This window comes from Methylophilus sp. VKM B-3414 (assembly GCF_032248435.1).
In the GTDB taxonomy this organism is placed as follows: Bacteria; Pseudomonadota; Gammaproteobacteria; order Burkholderiales; family Methylophilaceae; genus Methylophilus; species Methylophilus glucosoxydans.
In genome coordinates this window covers 267,439-292,303 of sequence record NZ_JAVTLI010000001.1, presented here as the reverse complement: position 1 = coordinate 292,303, position 24,865 = coordinate 267,439, and the positions used below count along the sequence as shown (strand labels likewise).

21 protein-coding genes are annotated in these 24,865 nt (G+C 52.8%); 11 read left to right on the top strand and 10 right to left on the bottom strand.

Annotated elements, in window-relative coordinates; translation table 11 throughout:
• The first annotated feature begins 14 nt into the window (after window positions 1-14).
• Window positions 15-1,238 (top strand): type II secretion system F family protein, encoded by a 1,224-nt coding sequence (locus Q9292_RS01340; RefSeq protein WP_194747158.1) that lies wholly within the window; start codon window positions 15-17, stop codon window positions 1,236-1,238.
• 95 nt (window positions 1,239-1,333) lie between these two features.
• Here Q9292_RS01340 and Q9292_RS01335 read toward each other — a convergent pair whose 3' ends face one another.
• The 6 genes from Q9292_RS01335 to Q9292_RS01310 form a co-directional block, all read right to left on the bottom strand.
• Window positions 1,334-2,014: a DsbC family protein gene (locus Q9292_RS01335; protein ID WP_409934463.1), complete on the bottom strand. Its 681-nt coding sequence runs from the start codon at window positions 2,012-2,014 to the stop codon at window positions 1,334-1,336.
• A 93-nt stretch (window positions 2,015-2,107) separates the two neighbouring features.
• The gene (locus Q9292_RS01330; RefSeq protein WP_313983818.1) at window positions 2,108-3,316 is read right to left on the bottom strand and encodes an FAD-dependent monooxygenase; all 1,209 of its coding nucleotides are present in this window, start codon (window positions 3,314-3,316) and stop codon (window positions 2,108-2,110) included.
• Window positions 3,306-4,475: an FAD-dependent monooxygenase gene (locus Q9292_RS01325; protein WP_313983816.1), complete on the bottom strand. Its 1,170-nt coding sequence runs from the start codon at window positions 4,473-4,475 to the stop codon at window positions 3,306-3,308. The genes Q9292_RS01330 and Q9292_RS01325 overlap by 11 nt, the downstream gene beginning before the upstream one ends.
• A gap of 89 nt (window positions 4,476-4,564) precedes the next feature.
• The gene (gene pepP, locus Q9292_RS01320) at window positions 4,565-5,863 is read right to left on the bottom strand and encodes a Xaa-Pro aminopeptidase (protein WP_313983814.1); all 1,299 of its coding nucleotides are present in this window, start codon (window positions 5,861-5,863) and stop codon (window positions 4,565-4,567) included.
• A gap of 97 nt (window positions 5,864-5,960) precedes the next feature.
• Complete coding sequence (locus tag Q9292_RS01315; protein ID WP_313983811.1) at window positions 5,961-6,737, bottom strand: DUF2927 domain-containing protein; 777 nt, start codon at window positions 6,735-6,737, stop codon at window positions 5,961-5,963.
• Window positions 6,724-6,954, bottom strand: coding sequence for a DUF3820 family protein (locus tag Q9292_RS01310; RefSeq protein ID WP_194747164.1), 231 nt, complete (start codon window positions 6,952-6,954; stop codon window positions 6,724-6,726). Before Q9292_RS01310 ends, Q9292_RS01315 begins: the two co-directional genes overlap by 14 nt.
• Window positions 6,955-7,134: 180 nt before the next feature.
• On the opposite strand from Q9292_RS01310, the gene Q9292_RS01305 reads away from it, so the two are divergent.
• The gene (locus Q9292_RS01305) at window positions 7,135-8,163 is read left to right on the top strand and encodes a diguanylate cyclase domain-containing protein (protein ID WP_313983807.1); all 1,029 of its coding nucleotides are present in this window, start codon (window positions 7,135-7,137) and stop codon (window positions 8,161-8,163) included.
• A gap of 29 nt (window positions 8,164-8,192) precedes the next feature.
• Here the strand turns inward: Q9292_RS01305 and Q9292_RS01300 are convergent, their stop codons facing one another.
• From Q9292_RS01300 to Q9292_RS01290, 3 genes are read right to left on the bottom strand one after another with little or no spacing between them, the layout of a single operon-like run.
• Window positions 8,193-8,621, bottom strand: a complete 429-nt coding sequence (locus tag Q9292_RS01300; RefSeq protein ID WP_194747166.1) for a phosphate-starvation-inducible protein PsiE — start codon at window positions 8,619-8,621, stop codon at window positions 8,193-8,195.
• A gap of 22 nt (window positions 8,622-8,643) precedes the next feature.
• Entirely contained in the window at window positions 8,644-9,309 is a 666-nt protein-coding gene (murU, locus tag Q9292_RS01295; protein WP_313984260.1) for an N-acetylmuramate alpha-1-phosphate uridylyltransferase MurU, read from the bottom strand.
• 2 nt (window positions 9,310-9,311) lie between these two features.
• On the bottom strand, window positions 9,312-10,280 hold the full coding sequence (locus Q9292_RS01290; protein ID WP_313983802.1) for an aminoglycoside phosphotransferase family protein: 969 nt from the start codon (window positions 10,278-10,280) through the stop codon (window positions 9,312-9,314).
• Window positions 10,281-10,478: 198 nt separating this feature from the next.
• On the opposite strand from Q9292_RS01290, the gene Q9292_RS01285 reads away from it, so the two are divergent.
• From Q9292_RS01285 to adk, 5 genes are all read left to right on the top strand, one after another.
• The gene (locus Q9292_RS01285; RefSeq protein WP_313983799.1) at window positions 10,479-12,869 is read left to right on the top strand and encodes an LPS-assembly protein LptD; all 2,391 of its coding nucleotides are present in this window, start codon (window positions 10,479-10,481) and stop codon (window positions 12,867-12,869) included.
• On the top strand, window positions 12,869-14,185 hold the full coding sequence (locus tag Q9292_RS01280; protein ID WP_409934462.1) for a peptidylprolyl isomerase: 1,317 nt from the start codon (window positions 12,869-12,871) through the stop codon (window positions 14,183-14,185). Before Q9292_RS01285 ends, Q9292_RS01280 begins: the two co-directional genes overlap by 1 nt.
• 36 nt (window positions 14,186-14,221) lie before the next feature.
• A complete protein-coding gene (pdxA, locus tag Q9292_RS01275; protein WP_313983793.1) occupies window positions 14,222-15,220 on the top strand; it encodes a 4-hydroxythreonine-4-phosphate dehydrogenase PdxA in 999 nt (332 codons plus the stop codon).
• Window positions 15,217-15,996, top strand: coding sequence for a 16S rRNA (adenine(1518)-N(6)/adenine(1519)-N(6))-dimethyltransferase RsmA (rsmA, locus tag Q9292_RS01270; RefSeq protein ID WP_313983790.1), 780 nt, complete (start codon window positions 15,217-15,219; stop codon window positions 15,994-15,996). The genes pdxA and rsmA overlap by 4 nt, the downstream gene beginning before the upstream one ends.
• Before the next feature lie 156 nt (window positions 15,997-16,152).
• A complete protein-coding gene (adk, locus tag Q9292_RS01265; protein ID WP_194747172.1) occupies window positions 16,153-16,806 on the top strand; it encodes an adenylate kinase in 654 nt (217 codons plus the stop codon).
• A 55-nt stretch (window positions 16,807-16,861) separates the two neighbouring features.
• Here the strand turns inward: adk and Q9292_RS01260 are convergent, their stop codons facing one another.
• Window positions 16,862-19,132: a TonB-dependent receptor family protein gene (locus tag Q9292_RS01260; protein ID WP_313983785.1), complete on the bottom strand. Its 2,271-nt coding sequence runs from the start codon at window positions 19,130-19,132 to the stop codon at window positions 16,862-16,864.
• Window positions 19,133-19,383: 251 nt separating this feature from the next.
• On the opposite strand from Q9292_RS01260, the gene leuS reads away from it, so the two are divergent.
• From leuS to Q9292_RS01240, 4 genes are read left to right on the top strand one after another with little or no spacing between them, the layout of a single operon-like run.
• The gene (gene leuS / locus Q9292_RS01255; RefSeq protein ID WP_313983782.1) at window positions 19,384-21,999 is read left to right on the top strand and encodes a leucine--tRNA ligase; all 2,616 of its coding nucleotides are present in this window, start codon (window positions 19,384-19,386) and stop codon (window positions 21,997-21,999) included.
• A 23-nt stretch (window positions 22,000-22,022) separates the two neighbouring features.
• Window positions 22,023-22,538: an LPS assembly lipoprotein LptE gene (gene lptE, locus Q9292_RS01250; protein ID WP_275356968.1), complete on the top strand. Its 516-nt coding sequence runs from the start codon at window positions 22,023-22,025 to the stop codon at window positions 22,536-22,538.
• A 2-nt stretch (window positions 22,539-22,540) separates the two neighbouring features.
• Entirely contained in the window at window positions 22,541-23,584 is a 1,044-nt protein-coding gene (holA, locus tag Q9292_RS01245) for a DNA polymerase III subunit delta (protein ID WP_313983780.1), read from the top strand.
• A 23-nt stretch (window positions 23,585-23,607) separates the two neighbouring features.
• On the top strand, window positions 23,608-24,864 hold the full coding sequence (locus tag Q9292_RS01240) for a glutamate-5-semialdehyde dehydrogenase (RefSeq protein WP_313983777.1): 1,257 nt from the start codon (window positions 23,608-23,610) through the stop codon (window positions 24,862-24,864).
• Window position 24,865: the final 1 nt, after the last annotated feature.

Below are 24,865 nucleotides of genomic sequence, written 5' to 3'. Positions count from 1 at the left end.
TTTAAGAAGACATTATGGCGACTGGCAATATCAAACAATCTGTATATTTGTGGGAAGGTAAAGACCGCAAAGGCAAGCTGGTCAAGGGCGAGATGCGCGCCAACGGCGAGGCCGTCGTCAATGCGACCTTACGCCGCCAGGGCATCAGTGTCAGCAAAGTGAAAAAGCAAAGTTCGCTGGCGACCAAAGGCAAGGTGTCAGAAAAAGATGTCACGCTGTTCACCCGCCAGCTGGCGACCATGATGAAAGCTGGCGTGCCTTTGCTGCAGGCATTTGACATTGTCGGTAAGGGCCACCACAACCCTGCGGTCTCCAAACTGTTGGGCGACATCAAGGCCGATGTTGAAACAGGCAGCAGCCTGAGCGCGGCCTTCCGAAAATACCCGCTACATTTTGACCAGTTATTTTGCAATCTGGTGGGCGCTGGCGAGCAGGCCGGGATTCTGGATGCCTTACTGGAACGCCTGGCAACCTACAAGGAAAAAATCCTCGCCATCAAGAGCAAGATCAAATCAGCGCTGGTATACCCGACCTCGATTATCGTGGTGGCGTTTGTCATTACCGCCGTCATCATGATTTTTGTGGTGCCCTCGTTCAAAGAGCTGTTCAGCAGCTTTGGCGCAGACTTGCCTGGCCCGACAGTGGTAGTGATTAACCTGTCAGACTTTTTTGTAAAATGGTGGTGGGCTATTTTTGGTAGTCTGGGTGGCGGCCTGTGGTTCTTTTTCTATACCTGGAAACGCTCGGCAAAACTACAGGCGACCATGGATCGGCTAATGCTACGCCTGCCGATTTTTGGTGAACTCATCCGCAAAGCCACCATTGCCCGCTTTGCGCGTACGCTCTCCACCATGTTCGCCGCGGGCGTGCCGCTGGTAGAAGCGCTGGACTCTGTGGCAGGGGCTTCGGGCAATCAAGTGTATTTTGATGCTACCAAAAAGATTCAAAGCGAGGTCAGTACCGGGACCAGTCTCACCGTGGCCATGCAAAACACCAATGTCTTCCCGAATATGGTGATCCAGATGACCGCGATTGGTGAAGAGTCTGGCTCATTGGACAGCATGCTGACCAAAGTGGCCGATTTTTATGAGGGCGAAGTCGATGATGCAGTCGCAGCGATTTCCAGCCTGATGGAACCGGTGATCATGGTGGTGCTCGGCGTGCTGATTGGCGGGCTGGTGGTCGCCATGTACATGCCCATCTTCAAAATGGGTAAAGTGGTCAGTGGTGGCGGCTAGGCAAATACACGCGCCTGCGTGATAAAACAACCGGGTAAAAAAAAGGGGCTGTACGCCCCTTGTTTGTTTTTAACTCAGCTGATTATTCAATATGCTTACATGGTTTTCTTGCTGGCGGCCTGCAAGGACTTTTCAATCTCATCGTAAGGTTGCGCACCCAGCATGCGTTTACCGTTTTCAAAGAACATGGTCGGCGTGCTGTTGACCCCGACTTTATGCGCCAGTTCGCCGACTTTTTCCAACGGCACATCGCACTTGGCCGTCGTGGTCGGCAGCTTGTTGTTCATAATCCAGTCTTGCCAAGCTTTTACACGGTTGCTGGCACACCAGATACTGCGCGATTTGTTGGCCGCATCCGGGTGCAGCTGTTCAATCGGATACAGGAATGTATAGATGGTGACATCATTAATGTTGGTGAGCTCTTTTTGCTCAAGGCGCTTGCAGAATGGGCAATCCACATCCGAAAACACCACCAGCTTGCGGCTGCCATTGCCTTTGACCACCTTGATGGCCTGATCCAGAGGCAGCGTATTGAAATCAATTTTAGTGAGCTCGTCCATACGCTCACCGGTCAGGTCTTTTTTGGTTTTCGGATCTACCAGGCGGCCTTCAGCTATCAAAAAACTGAATTTATCATCGGTATAGATGATCTGGCCTCCCATGTACACTTCGTACAATCCGGCATAAGGCGTTTTGGTCACGCTATCCACCTTGAATTTTGGATAGGCACTCTCGATCTGTTTCTTCAGGCTGGCTTCATCTGCCACGCTGCCCATAGACCACAGCAGACAGAGGGCCCCTAAGGCCTTGATGACAGCCGTTGCGTTGTATTTTTTCATACCAACTCTTTCTCGAACGTGCACCGGGCGCTACGCTTGCGTCGCGGTGCGAATTAAAAAACGTTTCAGCATAGCACTGTTTTCAACGCCGCGTAAGCCAAGCAAGGCGGCATGCGTCCATAGCGCCTGTGGGCGCGCAAACAGAAAATCCAGTCCCCGCGTCAGTGCATGCATGCTACGGATATCGCGTTGACGGCCACGCATGACATGCCGCAGCACGTTAACATCCCCCAAGGGCTTAATGCCCGGCAAGCGTGCGACTTCTGCACACAAGGCTTGCACATCTTCAAAGCCCAAATTGACCCCCTGCCCGGCCATGGGATGCACCTGGTGTGCGGCATCACCGAGCAACAGGATATTGGGTAACGCCATGGTTTCAGCTGTATTCTGCCTGAGGGGAAACGCCATCACAGCACCATTGGGCGTCAGTGGGCCCAAGACCTGACCACAGCGGTGTTCAACTGCGACTGCCAGCTCACCGGCAGACAGCGCCTGCATGCGGGCGGCCTCCGCGTGAGGTAAGGCCCAGACCAATGACACCTGCTGCTCAGGCATCGGCAGCAAGGCCAGCGTTTCATGGGCACCAAACCACTGCCTGGCCACGTGTTGATGCGCATGTGTGGCAACATAATTGGTGACCAGCGCCGTCTGCGCAAAGTCCACTTGCTCCACGCCGATGCCACACTGCGAGCGCACCCATGAACTCGCGCCGTCTGCGCCTATCAATAATTGTGCTTCTATCGTTTGCTGCGGCAATGCTACACGGATTTGATGACCAAATTGTTGCAAGGATTGCGCCGGTGCGTCGGTGATCACCGTTACGTCGGCGTCTGCCAACACAGTCCAGCACGCCTGCATCAAGGCCTGACTCTCGACAATGCAGCCCATTTGGGCCAGATGCGCTTCCTTGGCTGTCAGGCTCAGGCTGGGCTGGACATGATGCTGCGTCGGTGACCATAAATGCATGGCGTTGACCGGGTTCACGCGCTGCGCAGGCACATGCTGCCAGACGCCAATCTCAGCTAACCAGTCCATGGTTTGATTGGTCAGCGCATAGATCCGGCTGTCCCAGTCTAACTGATCGTCAGCCCAGCCTGCTGGCAGCTCAAACGGTGGCTTGGCATCCGTCAGGACCACCTGCTTGCCCAGACGGGACAAGGCGATGGCAGCGGTCAGCCCCACCAACCCAGCACCGACAATCACTACGTCTGTCTGCATCAAGTGCTTTTCAGCGTCCATAACTCATTTTTTCCACCAGAAAACGCCGGGCCATCGGTAACATGCTGAGCATCCCCAGCCCCGCACCACGCAACACGCCCACCCCGATCAAATCATTTGAAAATACATTGACCAGAAAATCGGTAAACTGCAAGCCACGCCCGGTATCACGCTGTCTGGACGCCTGGTAGGCGAGCAAGCGGTGGTCAGCGCCCCACTCATGCGATGTCGTAGACGCCACATTCTCGGCCAGCGCCACCGCATCACGGATGCCGACATTAAAGCCCTGACCGGCGACCGGATGCATGGTTTGCGCCGCATTGCCGATGACCACGCAATGCGCCGCAAACGTCTGTTCCAGTTTGCTTAATTTAAGCGGGAACCTGAAGCGTTTTCCGGCATGCAGAAAGCGGCCGACGCGGTCACCAAAGGCGGCATGCAGGGCGTGCAAAAAGGCGGCATCATCAAGCGCAGCAATCTCGTCGATATACGCCTGCTCGCCCGTCCACACCAGTGAAAACTGGTCGCCATTCGGTAGCAGCGCCATCGGGCCACGTGGCGTAAAGCGCTCGTAGGCAATCTGCCGGTGTGGCAGTTCAGTTTGCACCAGGCCTACCAGTGCATCATGCCCATAATGCTTGGTGTCGCGCTGCAAGCCCGGAATAGCCTCCAGACTCCGGCCGCCATCGGCCACCACCGCTAACGGCGTAGACAGTGAGTACCGTTGCCCATCGGCTGCCGTATATACAATATCGGCGGCACTGGCATGCACCAGTAAGTCCGTGACCGGAGCTTCGTAATACAGCTTAATGCCAGTGGTCAATTGCGCCAGGCGCGCATCCAGCGCCCGCATCAACACGCCATAAGACACCACATAGCCCAGCGCCGGTAGCTGATGCTCTTGTGCTTTGAGCAAGGTGCGGCCCAAACCTTTTTGCTGTGACACATGAATGGTTTCAATGGCAGTGACCGCATCGGCCAACATGGACCATACTTGCAATTGCTCCAACACCTGGCGCGTGCCAAAAGACAAGGCCAGGGCACGGCCATCGCCATACATGGCGCCTGGCGCCTGCGCTTCAAGCACGGTGACCGGCACACCAGCCTGCTGCAAAGACAAGGCCAGCACCAACCCGACCGGGCCACCGCCAATCACGACAGGATGTTCAATCAATTGCATGCTGCATCCATTTGTATGACAAAAATACACTCAAAAAATACATTTTTTAGAACAGCCTTTTAGACCTAGCCAACATCCACTGCAAAATATCAGCGTTGCGCCATCAGCGCTTCGATATCAGCGACGGTTTTGACCGCAGCGGCGGTCAACACTTCGTGGCCGTGCTCGGTGACCAGCACATCATCCTCGATACGGATACCGATATTCCAGAAATGCGGCGGCACATTGTCTGCAGGACGCACATAGCACCCTGGCTCTACGGTCAACACATGACCAGGCTGTAACATAACCCATGCACCGTCGGCTGTTTTGTACTCGCCGGCATCGTGCACATCCAGGCCCAGCCAGTGCCCGGTGCGGTGCATGTAAAACTGGCGGTAGCTACCAGTTTCGAGCACCGCGTCGCGGCTGCCCTGACACAAGCCATAGTGAATGAAGCCATCCACCAACACTTCGAGCGCAGCTTCATGCGGCGCATTCCAGTGCTGCTGCGTATTCACTTTACCCAAGGCGGCTGCCTGGGCTGCCAGCACTAATTCATACAAGTCCTTTTGTGGGCCACTGAAGCGGCCATTGACCGGGAAGGTACGCGTGATGTCCGAGGCGTAACCATCCAGTTCACAGCCAGCATCAATCAACAGCAAATCCCCGTCTTTGAGCTGGGCATTGTTAAAGTTGTAATGCAGGGTGCAGGCATTGGCGCCACCAGCCACAATGCTGGTATAAGCAGGCGCTTGCGCACCATGGCGATAAAACGTGTGTAAAAACTCCGCTTCGACCTCATACTCCCATTGCCCGGGACGGGTGTGCTGCATGGCACGGTTATGCGCGGTGGCCGCAATCTGTGCTGACTGGCGCATTAGGTCCATCTCCTCGGGCGATTTAAGCAGACGCATGGCATCCAGCGCTTGACGCACATCAAGCAGTTGGGCGGGTGCTTGCATGCCAGAGCGGGTTTGTGCTTTGACCGCATTCAACCAAGCAGTGACTTTGCTGTCCCAGGCGCTGTCTGCGCCCAGGCTGAAATGTAAGGCAGGCTGATTCGCCATCAGTTTGGGTAGTTCGGTGTCCAGCTGCGTGATCGAGTAAGCCTCATCAAAGCCAAACACTGTTTTGGCAGCTTCAGGGCCATAGCGAAAACCATCCCAGATTTCGCGATCCAGGTCTTTGTCACGGCAAAACAAAATACTTTTGGGCTGAGGTCCAGCCATCAGCACCAACACCGCTTCCGGCTCTTTAAAGCCGGTCAGGTAATAAAAATAGCTGTCAAAGCGATAGGGATAGTGACTGTCGCGGTTGCGTGTCACTTCGGGCGCGGTAGGAATGATCGCAATACCGGCCTGCATGTGGTTGATCAACTGCTGGCGGCGGCGAGAAAACTCTTGCATGGAAACACTCAAAGCAAATCCTGGATGGTTGGGCATTGTAGCGTATTTGGTCGGCGATTGCTGGATTGGTTCCCCCCTGCCTGCCAGGCACCCACAATCAAAATCCCATCATCTCATACAGTGGTGATCGCCTGACCGATTGCTCAGCTTGTTCTATGGTGCCATCTTGTTGCCATTGTTGCAGTTGACGTGCCAGGATGGGTCGCACCTGGGCGGCATGCATGCCGGGCTTGATAGCGGGTAAATACAGCATTTTGAGCAACAAGGCATCTAGACCCGTCAGCAAGGCCTCGGGCGTTTTATCGTTAAAAACCGAAGGAAACACGCGCTCGGAATCATTGGGCAAGCCCATGGCCTGGGTGATTTCTTCGACGATGCAGGAGACCAGTGACCGGTGCGCTTGCGCATGATCCACGGGAATCACCACCCAGGCTCGCTTGAGCGCCTGCCCGGCATCGGTGGTAGACCCAAACATACAGACCGCATCGTCAGGCGGCTGCATGTTTGGATTGCCACTCACCGCTCTCAAATCCTGCTGCCATTGTGCCGCCTCGCTAAAAATCACAATCATATTGGCGTCAGCCGTACTGCTGGCAAAACCCACAGCATGCCCGGTAATTTGCGCCAGATGCTGAAGGTGGTAGCGCGTCAGTGTTGCATGCTTTTCCTGTTCGTCGGCATGGTGAACCAACCATACCTTGACCGGCTTTAACCACTTGCGAACCCCAAACTCCCCTGGCCGGTATTCGTTGTGTAATGCGACTTCAGCAAAGGCAAGCTGCAGGTACGCCGGCGACTGCCAAGCCTCTTCGGCTTTGCTGGCCTGCACAGACAATAGCGCAATCAGCAAAACAATCCCTTTAAATATCGTCATGCCTGTGCGTTTCGCGTAAGGGGTTGAGTAATGGCGACAAACCATTGTGGTCGATCTCCTGCATCAATTGCAGCAACCGCCCCAACTCACCGCGTGGAAAGCCTTCTCGGGCAAACCAGTTTAAATAGTGGCCGGGCAAATCGGCAATCAAGCGTCCCTGATACTTGCCATAAGGCATTTTGACGCTGACCAGTTGTAATAAATCTTCGTTTTTCATGGGGCTACTTAATGCGGGATCAACTTGGAATCATCGTGGCTATTCTACTAAAAAAACTGTCGGCCCTCGCAGGCAAAGGGCCTGGCCTCAAGAATTCCGTGCAGCTGCCGATATGTTATCCAGTATGCCCTAATCACAAATAAAGATTACCTAGTGTTGAACTGAACATCGCGGAAAACCATGATGCAATACGAAGTCACCAAAGAAAAAAGTGCAGAGCACCTGCGGCAAGCCATCCACCATATGTCGATGCAGGATGCCGCCTTTCATCCAGTCAGCTATGCAGTCTGGTATGAATACTCGTCCGGCGAACATGCGCGCCTGATTGATGAGGTCAACGCACTGATTGAAAAAGAAAAAAAACTCAATGAAAAAAGCACGGCCCATGTCTTTAACAAGCATATTGCCGGCATTGATACCGATCATGCGAAAAAACTGGTAGAACGTTTCAGCCAAGTCGTCACCGAAATGCGCAGCTCGACCGAAAAAACCGGGCTGCAAACAAGCGAATACAGTAAAACCCTGGATGCCTGGTCTAACGAGATCCAGCAACAGGAGCCGCAACTGGCTTTGCAACTTGACTCATTGCTGTCAGAAACGCTGATGATGACCAATAGCCTCAACCATTTGCAAGGCAAATTGAGCTCAAGCCTGGAAGAGGTGGACGCGCTCAAAAACGAAATGATCAAGGCCAGACAAGAAGCCTTGCAAGACGGGCTGACTGGCCTCATGAACCGTAAGGGCTTTGACGTGGCGCTGCACGATTGCCTGCAACAGCACATCGTCGATACCAGCCTGATTATTGCGGATATTGATTACTTCAAAAAGGTGAATGACAGCTATGGCCACTTGTTTGGCGACAAGGTGATCCAGGCAGTTGCCAGCATTTTTAAAACCGTTGCCGGCAACAGCTACACGGCGGCGCGCTATGGCGGTGAAGAGTTTGTGTTGCTGCTACCGAATACGCAGCTGGAAACCGCGCGTGAAATCGCCGAGCAAATCCGGCATAAAGTTGCTGCGATCAATATCAAAAACACCATCACGCAGCATATGATTTCCAACATTACCATCTCATTGGGCGTGGCCGCCTACCAGCCTGGCGAACAGCCAGAGGACCTGTTCAGCCGTGCCGATCAGGCCCTGTATACGGCAAAAGCCAATGGCCGCAACCGGGTCACCCAGTCCAGCGAAGCCCTTGTTGCTGCCTAAGCCGTGCCGCTGAGGACCTCAGCGGCCAATTACAACAAATCCCGTTTTTGCTGGGGAATATCCTCATAGGGATAGCGGGCATGGCCAAAACGCATCACCAAGACCGAAACGGCCAGAATCAGAATCGCGGCAGACACCGCCAGCATATGCGTCTCTGTCATTTCTTTCATATCCAGCAACAAATATCGCGCCAGGGCCACCATGGCGATATAAATCGGGTAGCGCATCGGCAGTTTGCCAGAGCCAAAATAACTGTTGATCATGGAAAAGACTTCCAGATACAGGAACAGCTGCAACAAATCGCCCAGGCCGACCATGCCGGCGTTCCACATACGCGACAGTTCATGCGCCAGTGAAAAGAAGGTGGCCAGTGTCACTAGCCCCAATCCTAAACGTTCTATCCACATCAAGGCCTGATGCGCCAGCTTGTCTGTTTTATGCTCGTACGGTGGTTTCATGATGCTCCCTTTTTACTGCTTGTTATGATCTGCTTAACCATTCATCCAGTTGTTTTAATCGTTCCGGCGTCCCAATGTCATGCCAGACCCCGGCATGGTGCTGCCCGCTGACTTGTTGCTGCCGCATGGCGGCTTTTAATAACGGCGCCAGTTTGGCTGGCTGCCCGCGGGTCACCGTTACAAACAAGTCTGGATGATAAACCCCCACACCTGAGAACGTCAGCTTATGGCTGGCGTCTTCTTGCAGCAGGCCATTGACCAGGCCAAAATCTCCGGCCGGATGTTGTGGCGGATTATCCACCATGACCAGATGCGCCAGTTTACCGGCGGGGAGCGCCAGGCGTGCATAGTCAATATCGGTATAGACATCGCCATTCACCACCAGAAATGGTTGCGTCCCTAATAGCGGCAAGGCATAGGCAATCCCCCCCGCAGTTTCCAGCGCCGTACTTTCTGCACTGTAACGGATATTCACCTGCCAGCGGTCACCATCGCCCAGCGCGGCTTCAATCTGCGCCCCCAGATGGGCATGATTAATGACAATCTCAGTGATTCCTGCTTGTGCCATGCGCTCAATATGCCAGACGATCAAGGGCTTGCCGCCCACTGCCAGCAAGGGTTTGGGCGTGTGGTCGGTCAGCGGCCGCATGCGCTCACCGCGACCAGCGGCCAGAATCATGGCGCGCATCTTCATGCCGCCTCTAGCGTCTTCAGCAACTTAAGGAAAGGGCGCAACTCTACATAGCGCTCGCAAGCGGCTTGCAGATATTGCATCACCAGCGGCATATCCTTAAGATAGCCCGACTTGCCATCCCGGTGATACAGCCGCGCAAAAATCCCCAGCACCTTGATATGCCGCTGAACGCCCATCCATTCAAAATCACGATAAAACTCGCCAAAATCAGTATTCACGGGCAACCCGGCCTGTTTGGCAGACTGCCAATAGCGGACCACCCAATCCATCATGATTTCCTCATCCCAGTGGATATAGGCATCCTTGAACAGCGAAACCAGGTCATAAGTAATCGCCCCGATCACGGCATCCTGAAAATCAAGTACGCCGGGATTATGCTCGGCGGTAACCATCAAGTTGCGCGCGTGATAGTCTCTATGCACGGTCACTTGTGGCTGCTGCAAAATATTGTCGACCAGCAAGGCAAATGTCTTGTCCATCACCGCTTGCTGCGCCGGGGTCAGCGTTTTGCCCAAATGCTTGCCCACATACCATTCGGGGAACAACTGTAACTCACGCATGAGCAACGCACTGTCATAAGGCGGCAAGGCGGCGGGCTGGGTCGCCAGTTGCATCTTGATCAAGGCCTGGCATGCATCACCATACAAGGCTTTGGCATTGCCGGCATTGAGCTGCGACAAATAGGTGTCATTGCCCAGATCACTGAGCAGCAAAAACCCTTGTTCCAGATCTTGCGCGAGAATCTTTGGCACATTCAGCCCCGCGGCCAGCAACTGCTCGGCCACGCGGACAAAAGGACGGCAATCCTCTTGGGGCGGTGGCGCATCCATGGCAATCAGGGTTTCTGCGGCCAGATGTACGCGGAAATAGCGACGGAAACTGGCATCTGCGGAAGCCGTGCTGAGCGTAAAGGGTTGCTGAAGTACGTCTGTCAGCCATTGCTGAAGGTGCTGTGTTCTATCCACAAAATATCCCGAATCTTGAATAGGCCTGTCTGGTGGCCGCTGCGATGAAAATGCGGCAGCCATTTTAAGGGAAAAATGACTTTTTAAGCGTTTTCATGAATAATATAGCGCAATTGAAACAAGGCATCGGGCTAACATCCCAAAATTCGCCGTAATAATTACGCTGCCAACGGCAGGCCTGACCGAAACGATCACTCTTTGAATAACTTGCACGTTCACTCATCTACTTTTCAGGAGCGCGGAATCCGCCTGATTCTGGCATTGCTGGCCATAGGCACACTCTCGCCTGAGCACTTGCGCGCTGAGGAAGAGGCTGCCCCTGAAAAAATTCAGCTGGCAGAGGCGGTCACCTTGCCAGGTGCGATTGAGATTGAAGGCGACACCCTGCAACTGCGCATGGACCGTCAAATGCGTGCGACGGGCAACGCTGTGATGCGCAAAGACGGGCAACAGGTCACGGGCGATGATATTCGCTACGATATCCAGAACGATGAATTGCAAGTCGAAGGCAATGCGGTGATTACCGCCGGTCAAACCAAAATCACCGGCCCCATGTTGCGCATGCGCCTGAGCGAAAACATCGGTGAAATGCGTGATGTATCCATTGAATTCAAAAGTAGCCCGCCACCGCCCAACGATGAGGACGGTAGTCCCTTGCTGAATGATCAGGCAATTTTACTCAGTGACCCGAAAAGATATCTGGAAGACAATCAGTCTTACAGCACCCAGGCCAGTACCAAAAGCAATGCATTTGACAACATTCGCGCCACCGCCAAACAGGTGCTCTTTGAAGGCCAGAACATCAAACGCCTGAAAGGCGCCAGCTATACCTCTTGTGCAGCGGATGTGGATGACTGGTATATCAAAACTAATAGCCTGGAACTGAACGATTACTCTAGAACCGGCGTGGCAACCAATGCCTATGTCGAATTCAAAGGGGTGCCTATCCTCTACACGCCCTGGATGAGCTTTTCGTATAACAACCAACGTAAAAGCGGCTTTCTTGCGCCCTTGTGGGGCACGACCTCGCGGAGCGGTTTTCAGCTTTTAACGCCTTACTATATCAATATCAGCCCGGATATGGATGCCACGGTATCCACCAACTACTTCAGCAAGCGCGGCCTACAACTGCAAGGAGAGTTCCGCTATCTGGGCGAAACCTATTCCGGCATCAACAATCTGGAGTATCTGGATAAAGACAACATGACGGGGCAAACCCGTTACTACGCCAAGCTCACGCATTTACAAAGCTTTGGCAGTAACTGGTCTGGCGGCTACAGCTTTGAAAAGGTTTCTGATGATACTTACTTTTCAGACCTGGCGACCCGGATTCAGGTCACTTCTCGCGTGAACTTGCAACAAGCCGTGTTTGCCAATTACAACAGTGAGCACGTCACCTTTAACGGCATCCTTCAGCGCTACCAAAACCTGGATAACGTGTCCTTTGTTTATCAGCGATTACCTCAGCTTACGTTAACCTACAACGATGATTTCAAAGGTTTCCATGTTCAGACAGGGGCGCAATACGTTAACTTTCAAACCATGGATGGCATGGTAGACAAGCCTAGCGGCAGTCGCATGAGTGTCTACCCTTCGATTTCATACCCGATGAAAAACTCTTACGCTTATGTGACGCCAAAAATTGGTGTGCAAAGTACGCAATACAGTTTGAGCAACAATATACCAGTAGGATATTCTCAGGAATACAATCAGTTGAATCGTACGCTGCCTATCATGAGCGTGGATTCTGGTCTGTATTTTGACCGTCAGACCAGCTTGTTTGATACCACGTATACGCATACGCTGGAACCACGGGCATACTATGTGTATATCCCTTATAAAGACCAGAGCAAGCTTCCGATTTTTGACACCTCGCTCAACACCTTGAACCAGAACTCGATTTTTTATGAAAATCAGTTCAGTGGCGATGACCGTGTCAATAATGCCAACCAGATGACACTGGCCCTCACCAGCCGTCTGATTGACAGTGAAACCGGCATTGAGCGCCTGAGTGGCACGCTGGCGCAGCGCTATTATTTTGAAGACCAGAAAGTCACACTACCCAATACCACCACCAGTATCAGTAAATCCTCGGACATTCTGGCTGGCTTCACGGCAAGGCTCTCCAGTCGCTTGAATCTGGATACTTTCTGGCAATACGATACAGAAAGAAGCAATATGCAGCGCAACAATTACTTGCTGCGCTATAACCCTGAACCAGGCAAATCGTTTACCTTCGGCTACCGTTACACGGCTAACACGCTGGAGCAAATCGATACTTCAGCGCAATGGCCACTAGGCTCCGGTTGGTACGGCATCAGCCGATTGAACTACTCTATCCGTGACGCCAATGCAGTACAGTTTTTGGGCGGACTTGAGTATGATGCGGGCTGCTGGCAGGCACGTGCTGTCATGCAACGTGTGCAAACAGCGACGGCCAATGCGAACTACGGCATGTTTTTTCAACTCGAACTCGGTGGGCTGACCTCTATTGGTGCCAACCCGCTGAATGTGATCAAGCGCAATATCCCAACTTATATGCGCACTTATGATATCCCGGCAATTTACAGAGACCAGAACGCGCAATGATGAAACATATACTGAATTTAATCCTCACGTTGAGTACCGCTTTGCTCATCACAGCACAGTCTGCAACCTTATTCGCGGCAGAAAAAAAACCGATTGAAAAAATGGACCGCATTATTGCCGTGGTCGATCAATCCGTAATTACCGAGCGTGAAATGCTGAACCGTATGGAATATGTGAAAGCACAAATGCTCAAAAAAGGCGCTGACCTGCCGCCCGATGAAGCGTTGCAGAAACAGATTTTGGAGCGGCTGATTGTCGATAGCCTGCAATTGCAACTCGCAGCACAAACTGGCATCAAGGTGGATGATGCGCAGTTGGACAAAACCATAGACCGGATTGCCGAACAAAACAACCTCACCTTGCCTGCGTTTAAAAAAGCGCTCGAAGAAGATGGCACCAACTTTTACAAATTCCGTGAAGATATCCGCAATGACATCATCATCGCCCGTCTGCGCGAGCGCGATGTTGATAACAAAGTAAATATTTCTGAAGCGGAAATTGATAACTACTTGACGACACAGGAAAAAGAAGGCGAACTGGATGAATTTAACATCTCGCAGATTTTGATTCGCCTGCCCGAAGACAGCGGCCCAGACGACATTCAAAAAGCCAAAGCACGTACCGAACAAATCATGAAAGCGCTGGCGGACGGCATGAGTTTTGAAAAAGCCTCGGCCAACTTTTCGGATGCACCAAATGCGCTGGACGGCGGCGGCCTGGGCTGGCGCAGTGGTCAGCAGATGCCTGCCCAGTTTCTTGAACTGGTTAAAACCATGCAGCCCGGCGGTATCTCTCGCCCAATCCGCAGTGCAAGCGGTGTGCATATCCTAAAGCTCAATGAAAGACGTGCGGGCGCCAGTACGCTGATTGTTGACCAGACCCATGTCCGCCATATTCTGCTCAAACCGAACGAGGTGTTGTCGGACAAGGAAGCAAGACAGAAAATAGAAGGCATTAAAGAGCGTATAGACCACGGTACACCATTCCAGGACATGGCACGCCAGTATTCGGACGATGGCAGCGCCTCCAACGGTGGCGATTTAGGTTGGATCAGCCCGGGTGACACCGTGCCGGTATTTGAAAAAACCATGGCAGAATTGGCCATCAACGAAGTCAGCGCCCCTGTCCGTAGCCAGTTTGGCTGGCATTTGATCCAGGTGCTGGAGCGCCGTAAACAGGACATGTCCAAAGAATCCAAACGCTTGAAAGCGCGTCAGGAAATCCGTGCACGCAAGGCTGAAGAAGCTTACAACGACTGGGTTCATGAGTTGCGCGACAAGGCGTTTGTCGAAATGCGGCTGGAAGACAAGTTTTAAGTGCAGCGCACTGAAACCGGCGCATCTGCACCATCCATGAACGCTTTGCCCAAAATTGCCATTACGTCTGGCGAGCCTGCAGGCATCGGCCTGGATGTTTGCGTCAAGCTGGCGCATACCGCCCTGCCAGCAGAGATTGTGGTACTGGCTGATCCGCAAGCTTTACAGGCACGCGCTGCGCAACTGGGCATGCCACTCACCATACACACGGACGTCCGGCCACTTCACTCCCACGCAGGCGATGGCACGCTGACCGTGCTGCCCATCCCAACGGCCGCCCCCGTCGTAGCAGGCAAACTGGATCCCCGGAATGGCCGCACCGTACTAGAGATGCTGGACCGCGCGCTGGCAGGTTGCCAGACCGGGGGATTTGATGCCATGGTGACCGCCCCCGTGCACAAAGGCATCATCAACCAAGCCGGCATTGCATTTACTGGCCACACCGAATATCTGGCAGAAAAAACAGGCACTGCACAAGTAGTGATGATGCTGGTGGGGGGAGGCATGCGCGTGGCTCTGGCGACCACCCATTTACCACTGACCCAAGTCAGCGCCGCCATTACGCAAGCCTCGCTCACCACCACGCTGCGTATTTTGCACCATGATCTGGTACACACCTTCGGCATCCCGCAACCACGCATCTATGTCGCCGGACTGAACCCGCATGCAGGGGAAGATGGCTATCTGGGCATGGAAGAAATCGACACGATTAACCCGGTGCTGACACAGTTGCGCGCAGAGGGCATGCAACTGGTAGGCGCCCTGCCCGCAGATACCATGTTTTCGCAGAAAAACCTGGCCCATGCCGATGCGTTTCTGGCCATGTACCATGATCAGGGCCTGGCCGTGCTCAAACATGCCAGTTTTGGCCAAGGTGTCAATGTGACGCTGGGCTTGCCCATTATCCGCACCTCGGTCGATCACGGCACGGCGCTGGATATTGCGGGCAGCGGTCAAGCCGATATCGGCAGCATGCTGAGCGCCATCCAGCTCGCCATTGCACTTTCGCATACCCGCAAGACTCACCACAAATGAAACATATCGCCAAGAAAAAGTTTGGTCAGAACTTCCTGATTGACCAGAGCATTATCCAGAACCTGATCAATGCCATTCATCCGCAAGCGGAGGATCTGATGGTGGAAATCGGCCCGGGGCTGGGCGCCATGACACAGCCTTTGCTCAAACAGCTGAACCACTTGCACGTCGTCGAAATCGACCGTGACATCATTCAATGGATGCAAGGCTTTTATCCGGCGCAAAAAATTACCATCCACAATTCGGATGTGCTCAAGTTTGACTTCGGCACCCTGGGTGAACGCATCCGCGTCGTCGGCAACCTGCCCTATAACATCTCCAGCCCCATCCTGTTCAAGCTGCTCGAAAACACGGCGCAAATCATAGACATGCACTTTATGCTGCAAAAAGAGGTGGTCGAGCGTATGGTCGCCGCCCCCTCCAACGCTGAATATGGCCGCCTGTCGGTCATGCTGCAATACCGTTTGCAGATGGAATATCTGGTCACCGTGCCGCCCGAAGCCTTTGATCCGGCACCGAAAGTCGAGTCTGCCTTTGTCCGCTGCTTGCCTTACGCCAGCCTGCCTTTCCCGGCGACTGACGAAGCCCTGTTTGCCAAAGTGGTCACCGCCGCGTTTGGCCAGCGCCGCAAAACCTTGCGCAACACGCTGAAAGGACTGCTGGATGATGCAGGCTTCAGCGCGTTGAATATCGATTCGCAGTTACGCGCCGAAAATCTCAGCGTGGCCGAGTTTGTGGCGATCAGCAATTATCTGGCAAGCCAAAATCAATCATAAAACCATTCATATCAACAAGTTAATAACAAAATAGTCACTTAGCAGAGGCTAGCCAATTTGCGATTGTGTGCAGCCTTAAGCTGATTTTAAATCTGCTTTAAAACAGAGCCTGATATAATTCTGTTTTTTTATTCTTACCCATTTTTGGAGCATGTTATGCGTTTGATTCTGCTGGGCGCCCCTGGTGCCGGTAAAGGGACACAAGCCACCTTTATCAAAGAAAAATTCAATATTCCGCAAATTTCCACCGGCGATATGTTGCGCGCAGCAGTCAAGGCAGGCACCCAATTAGGTCTGGAAGCCAAAAAATTCATGGATGCCGGCGGCCTGGTACCAGACGAAGTCATTATCGGCCTGGTCAAAGAACGCATTAAAGATGCCGACTGCGCCAATGGTTTCCTGTTTGACGGCTTTCCGCGCACCATTCCGCAAGCCGAAGCCATGAAACAGGCCGGCGTAGGCATTGACTACGTGGTTGAGATTGATGTGCCGGACGCTGCCATCGTTGAGCGCATGAGTGGCCGCCGCAGCCACCCGGCTTCAGGTCGTACCTACCATGTCAAATTCAACCCGCCAAAAGTGGAAGGCAAAGATGATGTCACCGGCGAAGACCTGGTACAACGCGATGATGACAAGGAAGAAGTGGTATTGAAGCGTCTGGAGGTTTACCACAACCAGACCGAGCAACTGATCGGCTACTATTCTGATTGGGCTAAATCCGGCGTCAGCGGTGCGCCGCAATACGTCAAGGTCAATGGCCTGGGTGAATTGAATACCATTAAAGAAGAAATCTTTGTAGCATTGAAATAATTTCTTCAAATCAAAAAGCCCGCAAGTTGCGGGCTTTTTTTTATGGACGTTACGATTAGAAATCGTAACGTATGCCACCAAACACCTGGCGCTGGCGTCCTGCCACCATACCATCGACACGGCTAGCAAGATATTCGCGATCACCCAGATTATAAGCGCTGGCAAAATAAGTCATGCGACTCCCAACCGGTCTGTAATTCACAGTCGCGTTAATGAGCGCGTAAGATGGAATATCACCTGTCACCCCTCGCAATACATTCGCACTATTACGGCCGGCTCTGAAGGACACATCCTCTTCCTGACGGCTCACATAATCCACCCCGATACGTGCATCAAGACCAACCGGATGCTCGTAACCAAAGCTTAAAGAAGCAAGATGCCGAGGGGCATATGGCAAGCGATCACCGTCTACAATATTAGCTGCTGCATTGGTTTTTTTAAATTTAGCAGTGAACAAGTTAGTGTAAGAGCCTGCGATGTAGAAGTTGTGCGAAGTGTTGTAAATCTGCCCAAAATTAATTCGACCACCAAACTCGATACCATTCTGTTCAGACTGACCACCATTAATGAATGTGCCCTGTACAGGCCCAGCGACGACAATATCATCAAAGACCGTGTGGAATAAGGTACTCTCAAATGTAACGCCTTTAAAGAAACTCGATCTTAAACCTAACTCCCAATTAATACTCTCCTCTGGCTTGGTTTTACTCACAACGGCTGTATTCGCACCATTTTCAGCAAAAAGGTCACGGTCAGGACGTGGTGGTGCAAAACCTTTGTGCACACCCGCAAATAAAGTTGTTTTCTCAAAGCCATTCCAGGTCAAACCCAATCCTGGCAATAACTTAGTTTGATTATTCGTTAACTTGGACTCAGGGTTATTTTGGGGGTTACCATCTGCACGCATCACATCCGTTTTAATCCGGATATCCTCTAGTCTCAAACCGGGCGTAAATGTCCAGTCTCCAACATAGAAGGTATTCTGTGCGTAATAGGACTTTGCTTCTACTTCAATTTTAATATCTTCTCGTGGCAAGGTCGTTTGGGCAAAACCCAGATGTTGGAAACGGGCGTCATCACCACGATATTGTTTACGATCGATGTCTTCCTTATGATATCTGAAGCCCAATACTGCATTACTTTCGATCCCGAATAGGCTGTGTTGAATATCCAGACGTGGCTCAATCCCCCAATATTCAAACTCACGTGGCCGCCAACGCCCGCCGCATTGATCAGCTAACGCCAGATTAGGGTTACCATTACCGCCAATGCCTGCTGGACATCTTTCCAGTTGGGATCGACCCGCATTTTCACCTGGGTTGTTGATTTGCCTGAATGATGCCCGTTGAGATTTTGCATAATACGCTTGCGTACTCAATTTCACCTGCTCATTGACCTGAAACAGGTGCTGCAATTGAAAGGTAGTCCGCTCATGCTGAAACACATCATTCTTGCCAGTAGGTGCCTGATACTTATCTTCGTTATACTCCACAAGGCCCAAACCGGTTTCTGATACATGCGAGTCCTCGCGGAAATAACTGGCTTTAGCAATCAACGTATGTCGGTCCGACAAGTTTAACTGTCCTTTCGCCGTATACTCCTGAATCTCAAAGTCATGATGCTTGCGGATGCCATCGCCTTTTTTATGTAGGGCATCTATCATCAGTCCTCCACGCTCATCACCAGCGCCTATCGTGCCGTAAAGACTGCTAAAGTCATGGTTACCCAACGTCGCCTGTACATTTCCATGCACTTGACCATCCGTTGGCACAGGTCGAGTCACGAAGTTGATCATGCCGCCCACGGTCTGTGGTCCATAAAGAATCTGGCCGGACCCCTTCACAACTTCAATACGCTGTACACGCTCAAGCGGTGTGGTGTAATGTGCTGCCGGATCTCCATAAGGCGCCAGAAAGATAGGCATCCCATCTTCCATTAACAAGGTACGTGAAGTCCGGCGAGGGTTTAATCCTCGAATCCCGATATTCACGCCCAAACCAAATGTATTCTCCCCAACGACATTCACACCAGGCACATTGTTCAACGCTTCCTGAATTGAGAATGGGCGGCGCTCCATCAGTGCTTTTTCATCAATTAAATCGTATGACCCCGGCACGGAGTCCAGGCGGTCGGGCAAAATGCCACGGACTTCGAGTTTATCCAGCGCCACCGACTTGCTCGCTTGAGACTGGTCTTCTGCCAGCCCCTGTAGCGCATAGGCGTGTAATGAAAATGCCGTCGCAACGACAATCAGTTTTTTTCTTGGTTTTTGCATGTGTGTAACCCCAAAAATGACAACAGAGTGTGTCAAGGCTGCAAACAGCATGCCAACATATCGCGATAATTATTAACCATATGATTATTATAAAAATAATCTATTTTATGACTATATATTAATGATAAATCAATTTAATCACTGGTCCAAAAAAACCAATCCGATTCAGAATTGGTTAATATCAACCACCACTTACGTGGATATGCAGGCGTTAAAAATTCCGCTTCAGGAAAATCATACCCACCATCCAGCAGAACCTTAGTCAGGTATAATCTTGTTTTTTATTTCAAACCCATTTCAGCATGCAACAGCAGTATCCATTTAAAGAAGTCGAGCAACAGGCCCAACAGCACTGGGACAGCAAGCTGAGTTTTCAGGCCAAGGCAGACAGTCACAAGCCCAAATACTATTGCTTGTCGATGTTCCCCTACCCAAGTGGCAAGTTGCATATGGGGCATGTGCGTAACTACACCATCGGCGACGTATTAAGCCGCTATCACCATATGAAAGGCTTTAACGTGTTGCAGCCCATGGGTTGGGATGCGTTTGGCTTGCCTGCCGAGAACGCGGCGATTCAGAATAGCGTGCCACCAGCGCAATGGACATATGACAACATTGCCTACATGCGCAAGCAGTTGAAGTCACTGGGCTTTGCCATCGACTGGAGCCGCGAGCTGGCCACCTGCCAGCCTGACTATTACAAATGGAACCAGTGGCTGTTTTTGCGCATGCTGGAAAAAGGCATCGCCTACAAAAAAACCCAGGTGGTGAACTGGGACCCAGTCGACCAGACCGTGCTCGCCAATGAGCAGGTGATTGATGGCCGCGGCTGGCGCACGGGGGCGATCGTAGAAAAACGCGAAATCCCTGGCTACTACCTCAACATCACCAGTTACGCACAGCAATTGCTGGATGATCTGGACAAACTGCCAGGCTGGCCAGAGCGTGTCAAAACCATGCAGGCCAACTGGATAGGCAAGAGCGTGGGCGTGCGTTTTGCATTTACGCACGACATCAAAAACAATGATGGCCAATTGATTGATGACGGCAAACTGTGGGTATTCACCACCCGTGCCGACACCATCATGGGCGTGACCTTCTGTGCCGTGGCAGCCGAGCATCCGCTGGCGACACAAGCTGCGCAACAAAACCCGGCGCTGCAAGCATTTATCGACAAATGCAAGCAAGGCTCCGTCATGGAAGCTGACATGGCCACCATGGAAAAAGAAGGCATGGACACCGGCCTGACCGTCACCCACCCGATGACCGGCGAGCAAGTGCCGGTGTGGATAGGCAACTATGTCCTCATGACCTATGGCGAAGGCGCCGTGATGGCCGTGCCTGCGCACGATGAACGTGATTTCGGCTTTGCTAAAAAATACAATTTGCCGATCAAACAAGTGATCAGCGTGCTCGGTCAGGAATTTGACCTGGCAGCCTGGCAAGAGTGGTATGGCGATAAAACCAAAAGCGTCTGCATCCACTCTGGCAAATATAACGATCTGGGCTATGCAGAAGCAGTTGAGGCTGTGGCAGCAGATCTGGCAGAAAAAAATCTGGGCGGCAAGCAGACCAACTGGCGCCTGCGCGACTGGGGCGTTTCCCGTCAGCGCTACTGGGGTTGCCCGATTCCGATCATTCATTGCGACAGCTGTGGCGATGTGCCTGTGCCCGACGACCAGCTGCCGGTGAAATTACCGGAAGATTGTGTCCCGGATGGTTCAGGCAATCCGCTCAACAAGCGCGAAGACTTTTTAAACTGCACCTGCCCAAAATGTGGCCAGCCCGCCAAGCGCGAAACTGACACCATGGATACCTTTGTCGATTCCAGTTGGTACTACGCACGCTATGCCTCAGGCTTTAGCAATGAAGCCATGGTGGATGCACAGACCAACCACTGGATGCCGGTAGACCAGTATATTGGCGGCATTGAACACGCAATTCTGCACCTGCTCTACTCCCGCTTCTGGAGCAAGGTCATGCGCGACCTCGGCCTGGTCAATTATGATGAGCCATTTGCCAACCTGCTGACACAAGGCATGGTGCTGAATCATATTTTCTCGCGCCGTACGGCTAAAGGCGGTATTGAATATTTTGCGCCGGAAGAAGTCGAGCTGGTACACGATAACAACGGCAAGGTGACCGGTGCCAAGCTGCTCAAAGATGGCTCGGCGATTGACTACCAGGGCATAGGCACCATGTCCAAGTCCAAGCGTAACGGCGTCGACCCGCAATCGCTGATTGAACAATATGGTGCGGATACTGCCCGCTTCTTCATGATGTTTGCGGCGCCGCCAGAACAAACGCTGGAGTGGTCAGACAGTGGCGTGGAAGGCTCACACCGTTTCTTGAAACGGGTATGGAATTTTGGCCATGTCTTGTCCCAACAAACACCTGCTGACCTGCCAAACAAACTGACCGGCGAGCTGGCCAACCACAGACGTGAAGTGCACAGCGTGCTCAAACAGGCCAATGTCGATCTGGGCAAGCTACAGTTCAACACGGTGGCCTCTGCCTGCATGAAAATCCTCAACACGCTGGAGAAAGTGCAAAAAGAGGCAGAAAAAGACTGGATCGCCGTGGCGTTTGAAGGCTACAGCATCCTGTTGCGCCTGTTATCACCGATTGCACCGCACATCACGCAAGTCATGTGGCAATCGCTCAAACTTGGCGAAGACATTCTGTCTGCCAAATGGCCAGAACCAGCCAACTCAGCCCTGGTACAGGACGAGGTGGAATACGTGGTGCAGGTCAATGGCAAGCTGCGTGGCAGCATCAGCATCCCCAAGAGCATGGCCAAAGAGCAGATTGAAGCGACTGCCGTTAATCAGGACTTCGTCCAAAAATTCCTGAATGAAGGCAGCGTGAAAAAAATCATCGTCGTGCCCAACAAACTGATTAATATTGTGGTGGCTTAGCCCTTTCTTTCGAGGAGCGCATTGTGCAGCAGACAACCCCTACCCGCTGGATTCACGCGATCACCCTGTGGTGCAGCATCGCCGTGCTGACGGCGCTCTTGTCTGCTTGCGGGTTTCACCTGCGCCAACCGTCACCGATTGCCTTTAAAACCATTTTCATCAAGGGCTCTACGCAAATCAACATTGCGCTCAAAAAGGCCTTGGTAGAACAGGGTGTCAAGGTTGTGACCGACGCAGAAGAAGCTGAACTACAGCTGGAACTGCTCAAAGAAGAAAACGAACAACGTATTCTGTCTCTGAGCGGGACCGGGGTGGTGCGAGAATACGAGCTGTACTACCGCGTGCAATACCGTACCAAAGTCACCGGTGAGCCAACTTGGGCACTGCCGTTGATCATGGAAGGCCGTCGTGACTATACCTATAACGACGCCAACTTGCTGGCCAAGCAGGCCGAGCAAAAAATGCTCAGTGACAGCATGCAGTTAGACGTGCTCAACGGCATCATGCGACGACTGTCTGCCCTTAAAAAAGCCGAATAGCCATGCGCATTCAGGCGGCGCAACTTACGCAATATTTGCCTCCCAAACAGCATTTGTTCGTGCTGGCGGGCGATGAGCCCCTCTCCATCACCGAGGCCATAGACCAGATCCGCCTCGCCGCACGACAACATGGCGCGCAAGAGCGTGCCAGTTTTACAGTGGAGCGCTACTTCAACTGGGGACAAGTCAGCCAGTTTCTGCAGAGCTTTTCGCTGTTTGCCGAGCAACGCATTCTTGAAATCAACCTCCCCACCGGCAAGCCCGGCGTGGAAGGCGCCAAAGCCTTGCAGCAACTGGCAGAACAGCCTGCGGCTGATACCACCATCATCCTTACGCTGCCCGCCCCAGACCGTGACATGACCAGCAGCGCCTGGTACGAAGCCCTGTCGCAACATGGGGTGCTGCTGGTACTGAACCAGGTGCCGCTGGCACAACTACCGGAGTGGATTGCGCAGCGACTGGCCATGCAACAGCAAACTGCAGATGAAGCCTCGCGTCGCTTTATTGCCGAGCAGGTCGAAGGCAATCTGCTGGCTGCCCATCAGGAAATCCAAAAACTTGGCTTGCTCTACCCACCCGGCCCGCTCAGTGAAGACGCCATTCGCCAATGCGTGCTTAATGTGGCCCGCTTTGACGTCTCGCAACTGGGGGAAGCCATGTTGCAAGGCGACCCGCAACGCGTCATGCGCATGCTGGAAGGCCTGCGCGAAGAAGGCGAAACCGCGGTGGCGGTCATGAATCCGCTGATTTGGCTGTTCCGCCCATTGTTGCAAGTCAGGCTGGCCATGCAACAAGGCGTCGCCATGCAAGCAGCGCTGAGTCAGGCCAGGCTATTTGGTGACCGCCAGCAATTAGTCAGGCGCGCGCTGGAATTTTTACCGCAAAAACATATCGAAGCTGCTTTGCAAAAACTGTCTGACATAGACCGCATGGCAAAAGGCGTAGGCGATGGCGATGCCTGGCTGGAGCTGTCAAGGCTATGTACAGGCATTGCCCGCATGGCAGCCAACAAGACGGCCAGAGCTGCGGCAGGCAGGTCTCGTTAAGGTTTTCAGTTAGAATAGCGATTATGGACATTCAACACTATATGAAACAACTGGGGGAGCAGGCACGCGCTGCCTCCCGCTTGATGGCAAAAGCTGACACCAACACCAAGAACCAGGCGCTGCGCAATATTGCCGCCCTGATCCGTCAGCATGAAAAAGCCCTGCTCGCCGCCAACCAGCAAGATCTGCAAGCCGCCCAAGCCAATGGCATGGAAGCCGCCATGCTGGACCGCCTGACATTAAGCGAGAAATCGGTGGCAACCATGGCAGAAGGCCTGGAACAAATTGCCAGCCTGCCAGACCCAATTGGCGAAATGAGCAATTTCAAATACCGTCCTTCCGGCATCCAGATCGGCCAGATGCGCGTACCGCTGGGCGTGATCGGCATTATTTACGAGGCCCGTCCTAATGTGACGGTCGATGCGGCGGGTTTGTGTATCAAATCCGGCAACGCCTGCATTCTGCGCGGCGGCTCCGAGGCCATCCATTGCAACCAGGCGCTGGCCAAGCTCGTGCATCAGGGTCTGCAACAAGCGGGCTTGCCACAAGCGGCCGTGCTCGTGGTCGAGACCACTGACCGCGCTGCCGTCGGTGAACTCATCACCATGAAGCAATATGTCGATGTGATCGTGCCACGCGGCGGCAAAGGCCTGATCGAGCGTATCAGCAACGATGCCCGCATCCCGGTGATCAAACACTTGGATGGTAACTGCCATGTCTATGTCGATGACGAAGCTGACCTGGCCAAAGCCGTGCGTATTCTCGAAAACGCCAAAACCCAGCGACTGGGCACCTGCAACACGGCAGAGTCACTACTGGTCGCACGCAGCATCGCCAACACGGCCCTGCCTCAACTGGCCGAGATGCTGCTAGGCAAAGGCGTGGAAATCCGTGGTTGCGACGAAACGCGTGCCATCGTTCCACAGGCAAAGGCGGCGACTGAAGAAGACTATTACACCGAATATCTGGCCTCGATTATCTCGTGCAAAGTAGTCAGTGGCGTGGATGAAGCGATTGCGCATATCAACCAGTATTCCAGCCAGCACACCGAGGCGATTGTGACCGAAAACTACACCAAGGCACGCCAGTTTTTGCGTGAAGTGGACTCCAGCAGTGTCATGGTCAATGCCTCTACCCGCTTTGCCGATGGCTTTGAATATGGCTTTGGTGCAGAAATCGGTATTTCTACCGACAAACTGCATGCGCGTGGCCCGGTCGGTCTGGAAGGCTTAACCTCCCTCAAGTATGTCGTTCTGGGTGACGGCCACGTCCGCGCTTAAT

What these genes read in the sequence shown, in the direction of transcription:
- Q9292_RS01335 (WP_409934463.1), bottom strand. Translation starts at nt 2,014, where the DNA reads ATGGGCAGCGTGGCAGATGAAGCCAGCCTGAAGAAACAGATCGAGAGT.
- rsmA (WP_313983790.1), top strand. Translation starts at nt 15,217, where the DNA reads ATGAAACATATCGCCAAGAAAAAGTTTGGTCAGAACTTCCTGATTGAC.
- murU (WP_313984260.1), bottom strand. Translation starts at nt 9,309, where the DNA reads ATGCGCGCCATGATTCTGGCCGCTGGTCGCGGTGAGCGCATGCGGCCG.
- holA (WP_313983780.1), top strand. Translation starts at nt 22,541, where the DNA reads ATGCGCATTCAGGCGGCGCAACTTACGCAATATTTGCCTCCCAAACAG.
- Q9292_RS01315 (WP_313983811.1), bottom strand. Translation starts at nt 6,737, where the DNA reads ATGACGATATTTAAAGGGATTGTTTTGCTGATTGCGCTATTGTCTGTG.
- Q9292_RS01300 (WP_194747166.1), bottom strand. Translation starts at nt 8,621, where the DNA reads ATGAAACCACCGTACGAGCATAAAACAGACAAGCTGGCGCATCAGGCC.
- leuS (WP_313983782.1), top strand. Translation starts at nt 19,384, where the DNA reads ATGCAACAGCAGTATCCATTTAAAGAAGTCGAGCAACAGGCCCAACAG.
- Q9292_RS01280 (WP_409934462.1), top strand. Translation starts at nt 12,869, where the DNA reads ATGAAACATATACTGAATTTAATCCTCACGTTGAGTACCGCTTTGCTC.
- Q9292_RS01325 (WP_313983816.1), bottom strand. Translation starts at nt 4,475, where the DNA reads ATGCAATTGATTGAACATCCTGTCGTGATTGGCGGTGGCCCGGTCGGG.
- Q9292_RS01340 (WP_194747158.1), top strand. Translation starts at nt 15, where the DNA reads ATGGCGACTGGCAATATCAAACAATCTGTATATTTGTGGGAAGGTAAA.
- Q9292_RS01260 (WP_313983785.1), bottom strand. Translation starts at nt 19,132, where the DNA reads ATGCTGTTTGCAGCCTTGACACACTCTGTTGTCATTTTTGGGGTTACA.
- pdxA (WP_313983793.1), top strand. Translation starts at nt 14,222, where the DNA reads ATGAACGCTTTGCCCAAAATTGCCATTACGTCTGGCGAGCCTGCAGGC.
- Q9292_RS01240 (WP_313983777.1), top strand. Translation starts at nt 23,608, where the DNA reads ATGGACATTCAACACTATATGAAACAACTGGGGGAGCAGGCACGCGCT.
- Q9292_RS01310 (WP_194747164.1), bottom strand. Translation starts at nt 6,954, where the DNA reads ATGAAAAACGAAGATTTATTACAACTGGTCAGCGTCAAAATGCCTTAT.
- pepP (WP_313983814.1), bottom strand. Translation starts at nt 5,863, where the DNA reads ATGCAAGAGTTTTCTCGCCGCCGCCAGCAGTTGATCAACCACATGCAG.
- Q9292_RS01330 (WP_313983818.1), bottom strand. Translation starts at nt 3,316, where the DNA reads ATGGACGCTGAAAAGCACTTGATGCAGACAGACGTAGTGATTGTCGGT.
- Q9292_RS01305 (WP_313983807.1), top strand. Translation starts at nt 7,135, where the DNA reads ATGATGCAATACGAAGTCACCAAAGAAAAAAGTGCAGAGCACCTGCGG.
- adk (WP_194747172.1), top strand. Translation starts at nt 16,153, where the DNA reads ATGCGTTTGATTCTGCTGGGCGCCCCTGGTGCCGGTAAAGGGACACAA.